Annotated in this window: 11 protein-coding genes; 5 read left to right on the top strand and 6 right to left on the bottom strand. The window is 73.2% G+C overall.

Going from position 1 to position 12,041, the window contains the following annotated elements; translation table 11 throughout:
- Positions 1-19: 19 nt before the first annotated feature.
- On the bottom strand, positions 20-475 hold the full coding sequence (locus QCD66_RS09080; protein WP_375736182.1) for an SRPBCC family protein: 456 nt from the start codon (positions 473-475) through the stop codon (positions 20-22).
- Between the two features lie 187 nt (positions 476-662).
- Here QCD66_RS09080 and QCD66_RS09075 point away from each other — a divergent pair, with 187 nt between their 5' ends.
- The 3 genes from QCD66_RS09075 to QCD66_RS09065 all read left to right on the top strand — a co-directional run bounded on the left by QCD66_RS09075 (position 663) and on the right by QCD66_RS09065 (position 4,847).
- Positions 663-2,459, top strand: coding sequence for an AMP-dependent synthetase/ligase (locus QCD66_RS09075; protein ID WP_364209826.1), 1,797 nt, complete (start codon positions 663-665; stop codon positions 2,457-2,459).
- Positions 2,460-2,536: 77 nt separating this feature from the next.
- Positions 2,537-4,171: a GAF domain-containing sensor histidine kinase gene (locus QCD66_RS09070; protein ID WP_375736184.1), complete on the top strand. Its 1,635-nt coding sequence runs from the start codon at positions 2,537-2,539 to the stop codon at positions 4,169-4,171.
- 7 nt (positions 4,172-4,178) lie between these two features.
- Positions 4,179-4,847, top strand: a complete 669-nt coding sequence (locus QCD66_RS09065; RefSeq protein ID WP_212821104.1) for a response regulator transcription factor — start codon at positions 4,179-4,181, stop codon at positions 4,845-4,847.
- Positions 4,848-4,919: 72 nt separating this feature from the next.
- On the opposite strand, the gene QCD66_RS09060 is transcribed toward QCD66_RS09065, so the two are convergent.
- Positions 4,920-5,327, bottom strand: a complete 408-nt coding sequence (locus tag QCD66_RS09060) for a DUF4395 domain-containing protein (RefSeq protein WP_364209823.1) — start codon at positions 5,325-5,327, stop codon at positions 4,920-4,922.
- Positions 5,328-5,423: 96 nt separating this feature from the next.
- Entirely contained in the window at positions 5,424-6,149 is a 726-nt protein-coding gene (locus QCD66_RS09055; RefSeq protein ID WP_407567074.1) for a TlpA family protein disulfide reductase, read from the bottom strand.
- 221 nt (positions 6,150-6,370) lie between these two features.
- On the opposite strand from QCD66_RS09055, the gene QCD66_RS09050 reads away from it, so the two are divergent.
- Positions 6,371-7,180 carry an SAM-dependent methyltransferase gene (locus QCD66_RS09050; protein ID WP_364209817.1) on the top strand — a complete coding sequence of 270 codons (810 nt, stop codon included), beginning with the start codon at positions 6,371-6,373 and terminating at the stop codon, positions 7,178-7,180.
- A 121-nt stretch (positions 7,181-7,301) separates the two neighbouring features.
- On the top strand, positions 7,302-9,008 hold the full coding sequence (locus QCD66_RS09045; RefSeq protein WP_375736183.1) for a putative bifunctional diguanylate cyclase/phosphodiesterase: 1,707 nt from the start codon (positions 7,302-7,304) through the stop codon (positions 9,006-9,008).
- 43 nt (positions 9,009-9,051) lie between these two features.
- Here the strand turns inward: QCD66_RS09045 and QCD66_RS09040 are convergent, their stop codons facing one another.
- From QCD66_RS09040 to QCD66_RS09030, 3 genes are all read right to left on the bottom strand, one after another.
- Positions 9,052-10,197, bottom strand: coding sequence for a glycosyltransferase family 4 protein (locus tag QCD66_RS09040; RefSeq protein ID WP_375736180.1), 1,146 nt, complete (start codon positions 10,195-10,197; stop codon positions 9,052-9,054).
- Positions 10,194-11,453, bottom strand: a complete 1,260-nt coding sequence (locus QCD66_RS09035) for a M48 family metallopeptidase (protein WP_375736179.1) — start codon at positions 11,451-11,453, stop codon at positions 10,194-10,196. The genes QCD66_RS09040 and QCD66_RS09035 overlap by 4 nt, the downstream gene beginning before the upstream one ends.
- Before the next feature lie 137 nt (positions 11,454-11,590).
- Positions 11,591-11,842 carry a hypothetical protein gene (locus QCD66_RS09030; protein ID WP_357537641.1) on the bottom strand — a complete coding sequence of 84 codons (252 nt, stop codon included), beginning with the start codon at positions 11,840-11,842 and terminating at the stop codon, positions 11,591-11,593.
- Positions 11,843-12,041: the final 199 nt, after the last annotated feature.

Raw genomic sequence — 12,041 nt, 5'->3', positions numbered from 1 at the left:
TCACTTGGCGCACACCACGTCAGCCGGCCGCGGCGGTGGCCTCGACCCGCCGCTTGAGCTGCTTCAACGCGGTGTCCATGATTGCTTTCTCGGCCTTGCGCCGGAACATCCCGAGCATGCCGACCGACAGCTCGACCTCGAGGGTGTAGGTCACGGTCGCCGTGCCGTCGCCGTTGTCGTCGATGTCGTACGAACCGGTCTGGCTCTTCTGCATCTTCGACGGCGCGACGAGCTGCCACTCGATGCGCGAGATGTCCTCGGCGTACTCGTAGGCGAGGGTGTACTCGTCGGCGAGCACGCCCGCGTCGATCACGAAGCGGACCCGGCTGGCGTAGCCGTCCTCGTACTCCTCGACGACCTCGACCTCCTTCATCGCCTCGCTCCACTCGGGGTAGCGCGCGAAGTCGCAGATCACCGCCGCCACCTGCGCCGGGGACGCGCCGATGACGATCGACTGGGTGGAGGAGTCCGCCATGGCTGGCAGGCTACCCGACCTCGGGCCCCGGCCCCGGATCGCCATCCTGGTGTGGCCGGCGAACCACCAGGTTGGCGACCGGATCGGCAGACGGCGGTTCGGTGGGCGGACGAGCGGGTACGGCGCCCGCCGGGTAGGTTTCGGGGAGCCCGTTACCGTCCCCCACAGCGGCAGGAATGGAGTGCAGGTGCGCGAGTTCTCGGTCCCGCCGGTCGCGACCGTCGGCGACACGGCCAACCTGACCGACCCGGTCTGGGACAACGCCGACCTCGCCCCGCACGCGGTCCAGTTCGCCCGGCCCACCGGCGACGGCTGGAGCGACGTGACGTGCGCCCAGTTCCGCGACGAGGTCGTCGCGCTGGCCCGGGGGCTGGTCGCGGCCGGGATCGAGCCGGGGATGCGGGTCGGCCTGATGAGCCGGACCCGCTACGAGTGGACGCTGATCGACTACGCCATCTGGGCCGCCGGCGCGGTAACGGTGCCGGTCTACGAGACCTCCAGCGCCGACCAGCTCGCCTGGATCCTGTCCGACTCCGGCGCCGTGGCCCTTTTCGTCGAGACCAACGCGCACGCGATGCTGCTGGAGGGCGTACGCGATCAGGCGCCCGCGCTGCGCGAGGTGTGGCAGATCGAGGTCGGCGACCTCGGCGCGCTGACGACCCGGGGCGAGCAGGTCGACCCGGCGCTGATCGACCAGCGCCGCCGGGACCTGAAGGCCGACGACGTCGCGACGATCATCTACACCAGCGGCACCACCGGCCGCCCCAAGGGCTGCGTGCTGACCCACCGCAGCATGTACAGCGACATCGCCAACGCGATCCCCGGCCTGCGCTCGCTGTTCCACGAGAACGCCAGCACCCTGCTGTTCCTGCCGCTGGCCCACTCGTTCGCCCGGCTGATCCAGATCGGCGTGGTGCAGGCGCGGGCCACGATGGGGCACGCCGCCGACGTGAAGAATCTGGTCCCGGAGCTGCAGTCGCTGCGCCCGACGTTCGTGCTGTCGGTGCCCCGGGTCTTCGAGAAGGTCTACAACACCGCGAAGCAGCGGGCGCACGCCGACGGCAAGGGCAAGATCTTCGACAAGGCCGAGCAGGTCGCCATCGACTACAGCACGGCGCTGGACAGCCCGTCCGGGCCGGGTCTCGGCCTGCGGGTCCAGCACCGGCTGTTCGACCGGCTCGTCTACGGCAAGCTGCGGGCCGCCCTCGGCGGCCGCTGCGAGGCGGCGATCTCCGGGGGCGCGCCGCTGGGCGCCCGCCTGGCGCACTTCTTCCGCGGCATCGGGGTGACGATCTACGAGGGCTACGGGCTGACCGAGACCTCGCCGGCCGCCGCCGTCAACCTGCAGCACGCGATCCGGATCGGCACCGTCGGCCGGCCGCTGCCCGGCGTGACGATCCGGGTCGCCGACGACGGCGAGGTCCTGATCAAGGGCGACCTGGTGTTCCGCGGCTACTGGAACAACCAGGAGGCGACCGCCGAGGTGCTCGACGACGACGGCTGGTTCCACAGCGGCGACCTCGGCGAACTCGACGGCGACGGATACCTGAAGATCACCGGCCGGAAGAAGGAGCTGATCGTCACCGCGGCCGGCAAGAACGTCGCCCCGGCGGTGCTGGAGGACCGGCTCCGGGCGCACCCGCTGATCAGCCAGGCGGTGGTGGTCGGCGACGGCAAGCCGTTCATCGCCGCCCTGATCACCATCGACGAGGACGCCTGGCCGACGTGGCGGGGCGACAACGGGCACCCCGACACCGCGACGGTCGCCGACCTGCGCGACGACGAGAAGCTGCGGGCGGACGTCCAGGCGGCGGTCGACGACGCCAACCGGGCGGTGTCCCGGGCCGAGGCGATCAAGGTGTTCAAGATCCTGCCGAGGGACTTCACCGAGGCGACCGGTGAGATGACCCCGTCACTGAAGGTCAAGAGGAACGTCGTACAAAAGACGTACGCCGCTGAGATCGCCGATATCTACGGAAGCTGACTACGATCCGTCAGGTGCCCGCACCCAGCCCCGCACCGCTGCGCCCCCATCCGCTCGCGACGGCGGCGCGCGTGGTCATGCTGTCCCTCGTTGCGGTCCTGACGCTGATCACCACCAAGGACGTCAGCCAGCTGCGCTGGATCGCGCTGCTCGCGGTCGCCGGGATTCCGGCGGTCCTGGTCGCCCGGCACCCGGTGTTCGGGCCGCTCGGCCGCTTCGCCGAGGTGGTCATCGTCTGCCTGGCGGCCAGCGAGGTCGCGTCGATGGCGCTGATCGACGGTACGGTCGGCGGCGGCCTGGGCGCGTCGGCGGTCCTGCCCTACCTGTCGGTGCCGCTGACCGTGAGCGCGTTGCAGCGCCGGTCCCGCGAGGGCGTCGCACTGCTCACCGTGGCGGCGATCACGCTGCTGCTGGCCGGCCTGATCACGCAGACCGCCGACGGCCGGCAGATCACCCAGTTCGGCTACCTGGTGGTCTGCGCGCAGTGGCTGATCCTGGCCGCGCTCGGCACCCTGGCCGCCGGCACCCTGCGCCGGGCCATGCAGTCCCGCGGCGACGACAAGCCACAGCCGTACGCGGAGGCGACCCGCCTGCTGACCCAGTTGCGCAGCGTCGCCCGCCAGCTACCGGGCGCCACGCTGGACCCGGGCGGGATCTCCGAGCACCTGGTGGAGGAGCTGCGTACGGTGGTCCGGGCCGACCGGGCGGCGGTGCTGTCGGCCAGCGGCGGCGGGCGGCTGGTGGTCCTCGCCCAGGCCGGTGTGGACCGGGTCGACTGGGAGACCACACTTGACTCCGACTCGGCCATCGCCGACGCCTGGGCCAGCCAGCAGCCGCAGACCGCGGCTCGCTCGCAGGCCCGCTCGCACCGCGGCGGCGAGGTGTCGGCCCTGGTCGTGCCACTGGTCGCCGGCGTACGGACGGTCGGGCTGGTGATCCTGGAGGCCGACGTCGCCAACGCCTACCCGCAGTCGGTGATGGCCGAGGTCGACGAGCTGACCGGCCCGGCCGCGCTGCGGCTGGAGGCCGCGCTGCTCTTCGACGAGGTGCGGTCGCTGGCCACCAACGAGGAGCGGCAGCGGCTGGCCCGCGAGATCCACGACGGGGTGGCGCAGGAACTGGTGATGGTCGGCTACGGCATCGACAACGCGCTGGCCACCCTGCCGGAGGAGGCGAAGGAGACCGGCGAGGAGCTGCGCACGCTGCGCGGCGAGGTCACCCGGGTGATCACCGAGCTGCGGCTGAGCCTCTTCGAGCTGCGCAGCGAGGTCGACCGGCACGGCGGGCTCGCCGCCGCGATCGCCGAGTACGCCCGTACCGTCGGCGCGTCCGCGGGGCTGCGGGTGCACTACACACTCGACGAATCGACCGCCCGGCTGCCCGCGGCCACCGAGGCCGAACTGCTGCGCATCGCCCAGGAAGCCATCACCAACGCCCGCAAGCACGCCGGCGCGACTAATCTCTGGGTGACTTGTGAGGTCGATCCGCCATATGCACAGATTGAAGTGTCGGATGATGGTCAAGGCATCGCGGACCAGCGTCCGGACGGAAGGTACGGTCTTGCGATCATGGCAGAGAGAGCGGAACGTATCCGAGGCCGACTGGAGATCCGCCCAAGACACCCAAGCGGGACAACCGTGGCGGTAGTGCTTGGAACATCCACCCGGCGCGATAGCGTGCGCGATAGCGTGACAGCACCAGAAGGGGAGTAACCCGAGCATGACCACGAGCCCCACGCCGACGTCGCGTACCAAGGTTCTACTTGTCGACGATCACGATCTGATCCGTAAGGGCCTGCGGCACGCGTTCGAGCGGGACCGGCAGTTCGAAGTCGTCGGCGAGGCGGCCACCGCCGCCGAGGGCGTACGCCAGGCCGGTGCCCTCCAGCCCGATGTCGTGATCATGGACCTGCGGCTGCCCGACGGCAGTGGCCTGGAGGCCACCCGCGCGCTGCGCAAGTCCAGCTCCACGATGGGCATCGTCGTGCTGACCATGTACGCCGGCGACGACCAGCTCTTCGGCGCCCTCGAGGCCGGTGCCAGCGCGTTCGTGCCCAAGACCGCCCCGGCCGACGAGGTCGTCGCGGCGGCCCGGCACGCCGCGTCGTCGCCGAGCGCGTTCACCGCCGCCGACCTGGCCGAGGCGATGAAGCGCCGGCTGGCCCCGTCCGGCCCGCAACTCTCGCCGCGCGAGGGCCAGGTGCTGCGCCTGCTGGCCGACGGGATGAGCGTGGCCGGCATCGCCAAGCAGCTCTTCGTCAGCGAGTCGACGGCGAAGACCCACATCTCGAAGCTCTACGAGAAGCTCGGTGCGGCCAACCGGGCCCAGGCGCTGATGACCGCGCTGCGGCTCGGTCTGCTCGAAGCGCCCGACGCCCCGAAGTTCTGACACCTCGGCACCACCGGCCGCGGCCCCACCGATGGTGGGGCCGCCCTCCTTCGTGCGCTGGACCGGGTCCGGTCAGCGCGGCGTGGTGAGGCGGCGGACCGTCAGGTACGCCTCGCAGCCGAGGCACAGGCCGAAGGCCGCGTTGAGGAACGCCGCGGCCAACGCGGTCCCGGCGGCGACCGGGCCGACCGCGGTCAGCCCGAACAGGTAGCCAACCGCCGCGACCAGGCTGAACACCAGGCCGACGAGCTGGGCGAAGCGCACCGGCGCGGCCGGCTCCAACTCGGCCGGCGGCCCCAGCCGGGGTGCCACGAAGGCCCGGAAGAGCAGGCCGTACGGGCCCCGGCGGGGGTCGGCCGCGGTCAGTGCGAACACCGCGGCCTGGCCGAGGGCGAGCCAACCGGATCCGGTGAGGAGCACGGCGACCAGGACGGCGCTGGTGACGGCGGCGGCGAAGCGCGGCCCACGGGGATCGAGCACGGGAGACCTCTGTCCTGGGGGGCGAGTGACGACCTGGGCGGAATCGGTGGCTCGGCGGGCGGTGCACCGGCGTCGGCCGACCCGCTCGCCGGCCGGTCACCCGTCCGGCCCGCCGGGCAGCAGCGGGGCGAGCGCGGCGATCACCTGGGCCTTGGCCGGTACGCCGGCGGCCCGCTGGACGATCTCCCCACGCGCGTCGACGACGAGGACCGTCGGCGTACGCCAGATACCGAGGGCGCGTACGGCGTCGAGGTGGCTCTCCGCGTCGACCTCGACGTGGCGTACGCCGTCGAGCATCCCGGCGACCTCGCCCAGGACCCGGCGGGTGGTGCGGCAGGGGGCGCAGAACGCCGACGAGAACTGCAGCAGGGTGGCCGGGGTGCCGGCGGCGACGCCGAGCGCGTCGAGCAGCGCCGGATCGAGCCGGACCGGCGGACCGGCGGGGGCCGCACCGTCGGTGGTGGAGCCGTCTTCGGCCACCGGAGACTCGCCGGGCCCGTCCTGGCCGCTGTCCACCACCGGCACGGCCGGCCCGGTCGGCGGTGCCGGCACGGTCGGCGGTGCCGGCACGGTCGGCGGTGCCGGCACGGTCGGCGGTGCCGGCACGGTCGGCGGTGCCGGCACGGTCGCCCCGGTCGGAACGGTTCCGGCCACTGACGGGACCGCTCCGGCCGGTGCCGGCGCGGCACTTCCGGCCGCTGCCGGCGCGGACCGCACCGGGCGTAGCCGGCCGGCCCGGTGGCGGTGCCACAGCCCGTACGCCGTCGACACGGCGAGCACCACCACGACCACCAGGAGACCGGTCTGGGTACGTGGATCCACGGCACCACCGTGCCATGTCCGGCCCCGGCTGGCCACCGCCGGATCACGACCGGGGCAACCGTCACGTGGCGTTTCGGCGTACCCTGCCGGAAACCCACCCCGCCGGACGCCGCCGCGACCGGTCTCGAGGACACTATGGATACCCGGGCATGGGCCGGGCAGAATGGCGACCACCATCAGTTCAGTGTCAAATCACTGTTATCTTGGCAAAAGGGGCAAGCATGGAGCGGCCGGACTGGGCACCGGAGGGTATCGACATCGAGCGGCCTAGCGTCGCCCGGATGTACGACTACTACCTGGGCGGCTCGCACAACTTCGCGGTGGACCGGGCAGCCGCGCAGGCGATGATCGCCGCCGTGCCGGAGGCACCGCTGATGGCACACGCCAACCGCGCCTTCCTGCGCCGCGTGGTGCACCACCTGGTCCGGTCCGGGGTCCGGCAGTTCCTCGACATCGGCTCCGGCATCCCGACCGTCGGCAACGTCCACGAGATCGCCCAGCAGCTCGCCCCCGACTCCCGGGTGGTCTACGTCGACGTCGACCCGATCGCGGTCGCGCACAGCCGGGAGATCCTCGCCGGCAACGACGGCACCACGGTCTTCCAGGAGGACTTCCGCAACCCGGAGAAGATCCTCGAACACCCCGAGGTACGCCGGCTGCTCGACTTCGACCAGCCGGTCGCGGTCATGCTCGTGGCCGTACTGCACTTCGTGCCGAACTCCGACGACCCGGCCGGCCTCCTGCGCCGGATCCGCGACCGGCTCGCGCCCGGCAGCCACCTGGTGCTCTCCCAGGCCAGCGACGACGGGCGGACCGCCGAGGAACGCTCGGACGCCGAACGCGTCTACCAGTCGACCGACAACCAGTTGATCATCCGGAACCGCGCCGAGCTGACCGCGCTGTTCGACGGGTTCGACCTCGTCGACCCGGGCGTGGTCTGGGTTCCGCAGTGGCGTCCCGACTCGCCCGAGGACGCGGTCGACGCCGAACGCGCGGTCTTCATGGGCGGAGTGGGACGGTTCGGTGGGTGACAGGCAGTCCGGGCCGCCGGAACCGCGACCGGAGCCGGCCGACGGGCCGGGTCCGCATCCGGGCCGGGACGCCTTCGCCGTCGCCTGGGCCCGGGCGGTCACCGGCACCTGCTACCTGCCGATGACGCAGACCGAACTCGAGGCGTACCTCGGCGGGTTGACCGACCGGCTCGCCGAGACGCTGCGCGCCGAGCCGTTCCACCCCCGGGCCGGCTACCAGATCGGGAGCGACCTGGTGGCCGCCCACATCGCCGCACCCGAGGGGATCGGCCGCACGGTCGAGGTGATCGACCTGCGCCTGCTGCGCGACCTCGGGATGTCCGGCGAGGACGCCCGCGACCGGCTGTCCCGGCTGCTCGGCACGGTGGTCACCGGCTACACCCGGGCGCTGCGCGACCGGACCCTCGACGAGCAGGAGTCGATCCGGCGGGCCGCGATGGTGGCCCGCCAGCAGGCCGAGACGGCGCTGCGGGAGAGCGAGGCCCGCTTCCGGCACCAGGCCACCCACGACCCGCTGACCGGGCTGCCCAACCGCACCCTGTTCACCCAGTGCCTCGACGCCGTCTTCGCCGGGCCGCACCTCGACCGCCGGCTCGGCGTCTGCTTCCTCGACCTCGACGGCTTCAAGGTGGTCAACGACGCGCTCGGGCACCAGATCGGCGACCGGCTGCTGGTGTCGGTCGCCGACCGGCTGAGTCGCAGTGTCGGCCGGCACCTGGTTGCCCGGCTCGGCGGCGACGAGTTCGTGATCCTGGTCGAGGACAGCACCTGCGTCGAAGACGTCGTACGCGTCGCCGACGCCGCCCTGGCCGCCATCGCCGGCCCGGCCATCGTGGACGGTCACGAGCTGACCGTCTCGGCCAGCGCCGGCATCGTCGAACGCCCGGTCGGCGGCACCACGGCCGGCGACGTGATGCGGGCCGCCGACGTCACCCTGCACTGGGCCAAGGCCGCCGGCAAGGGCCGGTGGTCGCTGTTCGACCCGGTACGCAACGAACTCGAAATGACCCGCTACGCGCTGTCGGCGGCGATGCCGGCCGCGATCGACCACGGCCAGTTCTATCTCGACTACCAGCCGCTGGTGTCGCTCGCCGACGAACGCATCCTCGGTGTCGAGGCGCTGGTCCGCTGGCGGCACCCGGAGTCCGGAACACTCCGGCCGGACAGCTTCATCGAACTGGCCGAGGAGACCGGCCTGATCGTACGGCTCGGCGGCTGGGCACTGGCCGAGGCGTGCCACGAGGCACGGCGCTGGCTCGACCTCGACCCCGGCGCCCCGTTCGTCAGCGTCAACCTCGCGGTCCGGCAGGTGCACGATCCCGGCCTGGTCGACGAGGTCCTCGCCCTGCTCGACCACACCGGACTGCCGCCCGAACGGCTCCAGCTGGAGATCACCGAAAGCGCCCTGATGGGCAACTCGGCGGACCCCGTACGCGCCCTGCGCACCCTCTACGACCGCGGCATCCGGATCGCGATCGACGACTTCGGCACCGGCTACTCCAACCTGGCCTACCTGCGGACCCTGCCGGTCCACGAGCTGAAGATCGCCGGCTCGTTCGTGGAGGGGCTCCGCCGGCCGTACCCGGACCTGGCCACCGCGACCGACGAGCGGATCCTGACCACCCTGGTCTCGCTCGCGCACACCCTCGGCCTGACCGTCACCGCCGAAGGCGTCGAGACGGCCTGGCAGGCCGAAAGGCTGCGGGCGATCGGTTGCGACACCGCACAGGGCTACCTCTTCGGCCGGCCCGGTCCCCCGGAGAAGATCACGGCCCGGCTCGGCCGGCCGGTCGGCACCACCGTCGCCGGCCGCCAGCCGACCCCCTGACCGGCCCGGCCACCGCCGGTCGCGACCCGACCGGCGGCCGGGGTCAGCCCGGTGGACGCAGCAGCGCCGCCAGCCGGGCCGCCTGCGTCTCCCAACGCCACTCCCGCTCCACCCAGGCCCGGCCGGCCGCACCCATCCGCCGGGCCAGGTCACGGTCGGCGAGCAGCCCGGCGACCCGGTCGGCGACCGCGGCGACGTCCCGGCCGCCGACGACGTATCCGGTCTCGCCCTCGACCACCGCGTCCGGCGCCCCGCCGGAATCCCCGGCGACCACCGGCAACCCCGTCGCCGACGCCTCCAGGTAGACGATGCCGAGCCCTTCGACGTCGAGGCCCCGGTTACGGGTGCGGCACGGCATCGCGTAGACGTCGCCGGCCGCGTAGTGCGCCGGCAGCTCCGCCCAGGGCACCGACCCGGTGAAGAACACCTCCGAACCGACCCCGGTCTCCCGGGCCAGCCGTTCGAGGGCGCCCCGGTAGGGTCCGCCGCCGACCACCAGCAGCGCCGCGTCCGGCACCCGGCGCCGGATCGCCGGCAGGGCCCGGATCAGCACGTCCTGCCCCTTGCGCGGCACCAGCCGGGAGACGCAGACCACCACCGGCCGGTCGGCGAGCCCGTGCCGGGCCCGGACCTCCGCACCGTCCACCCCCGGGTGGTACGCCTCGACGTCGACGCCGGGCGCGAGCCGTTCGAGCCGGGTCAGCCCGCGCAGTGCCCGGTCGAGCCGTACCCGGGTGTATTCGCCCAGGTAGGTGACCACGTCGTTGCCCCGGGCGATCCGCCGCAGGGTGGCCCGGGCACCCGGCAGCGCCGCCCAGCCGACCTCGTGCCCGTGGGTCAGCGCGACCGCCCGGCGCACCCCGGCCCGCCTGCGCAGCCCGGCGGCGAGCAGCCCGAGCGGCGCCGCGGCGCCGAACCAGACCGTGTCGCAGTCGTACGCCCGCGCCAGCCCGGCCGCGCGGCGGGCCACCGCCGGCGTCGGCAGCAGCATCCCGGTGTCCTCGCGCACCACCTCGAACGGCTGCTCGGCGTCGAACTTGCCGGCGCCGTCCCAGGTCGAGGCGTAGACGACGACGGAGCCGGCCGGCTGCCGCAGCGCCAGGTTGTGCACGAACTGCTGGATGCCGCCGGGGCGGGGCGGAAAGTCGTTGGTGACCAGCAGGGTGCGGCTGACGTCTGGTCCGCTCACGGACGGTCTCCTTCGGCCCAGGTCCGGGCGGCGGCGATGCGTTGCACGGTGGACGGGTGCGACGCCGACCAGAACTGGTGCCACAGGGGCGGGTCGGGGTCCCCGAGGTTGACCGCGAAGAGCCGCCGCTGCATCGCCTCGAACGTCGCCGGGTCACCGGTCAGCGCCAGCGCGTGGACGTCGGCCCGCCGCTCGACCTGCCGCGACACCAGCGCCTGGACCGGGGTGGCCGCCAGCGCGCCGACCGCGACCACGGCCAGCAGCAGCGGGAACGCCCGCGGTTCGGCGATCGAGTCGACGCCGGCGGCGCGCAGCAGCCCGCCCCACGAGCCGAGCAGGAAGACGGTGACGACGGCCGCCGCCGCGCCGAGGGCACCGATCAGCGTCGCGGTGAGGACGTCGTCGTTGCTGGTGTGCCCCAGTTCGTGGGCGACGACGGTCTTCACCTCGCCGGGGGTCGCCTCGCGCAGCAGCGTGTCGTAGACGACGATGCGCCGGGTCGGGCCGATGCCGGAGACGTACGCGTTGACGGCCCGGGTGCGCCGGGAGGCGTCGGCGACCAGTACGTCGCGTACCGGCGCGCCGTCGCGCTCGGCGAGTGCCATCAGTTCGGTGCGCAGCGGCCCCTGCGGCATCGGGGTGAACCGGTTGAAGACCGGCTCGACCACGACCGGCAGGATCAGGGACAGCAGTACGACCAGCGTCGCCGCACCGGCCGCGCCGAGCGCCCACCACCAGCGTGGCGCCAGCCGGGTCACGGTGTAGAACACCAGCAGCGCCACCCCGCCGATCACGGCGCTGACCACGTACGACTTGAGCAGGTCGGCGGTCCAGCCGCCCCAGCCCTGGGTGGCGAGTCCGTGCCGGCTGACGACGGCGTGCCGCCAGGCGGCGAACGGCAGCGTGACGAGTTCGGCGACGAGCACCACGGCGAGCCCGCCGACCAGTGCCTGGGCGATCCAGTTGTCGCCGAACGGCCGGCCGCCCAGGGCGACGAGCTTGGCGCCCAGCGGTGTCAGGCCGAGCAGCAGCGCCACGATCAGGCCGACCGCCAGCGCTCCGTAGCTGCCCGGCCGCAGCGCGGCGTGGAACGCGCGGCCCCGCTCGACGTCGTCGGCCGGCAGGTCACGCAGTGCGGCGAGTTGGTCGGCACGGGGCGCCGCCGGCTGGTTCCACGGCACCAACTGGACCACCGCGACGACCAGGGCCACGACGAGCGCGGCGAGCGTGACGGCCGCCCACGTCCGAGTGGTCATCCGACCGTCCCCTCTGCCACGCGGTGTGCGAGCCAATCCTATGGCCCGCGACCGCGCCCGCCCCGGCAAGGCGGGCGGCGCTCAGGCGACCCGGTGGGGACGGGCGCACCGGTGGGGACGGGCCGGCCCGGCGCGGCTCAGGCGACCCGGCGGGGACGGGTGCGTCGGCGGGTGGGCGGGGCGAGGCGCACCGGGCCGGCGGGGGCGGGGGTCGCCGGCCGATCGGTGATCACCTGTGGGTCGAGCCCGGCCCGGGCCAGGATCTCCAGCGCCTGGCGGTCGTCGGCGGTCAGCTCGGATATCTCGCGGGGGGTGTCGAGAAGCGCGGTGACCACGCACTCCCGACAGGCCGCACCACGGACGGTGCAGCTCTGGCAATCGATGAGCATCGCCACTCCTTCAGCGTTGCGGGGTCCGCACGCCGGCCCCCGGCTCGTCGTCCATCGGTGGCCCGTCGCGGACCGACCACCGTCGGTGACGCGACGATATGGCCGGGGTACGACAAAATCCGGCACGCCGGATGAGCCGTCAAGATCCGGTCATCCCCGCCGGAACCTCTCGCGGCGTCCCAAACGCCGCCACCCGAGG

This window comes from Polymorphospora sp. A560 (assembly GCF_045781765.1).
Classification (GTDB): Bacteria; Actinomycetota; Actinomycetes; order Mycobacteriales; family Micromonosporaceae; genus Polymorphospora; species Polymorphospora lycopeni.
The sequence above is the reverse complement of the archived record's forward strand: the minus strand, read 5'-3'. Positions and strand labels throughout refer to the sequence as shown.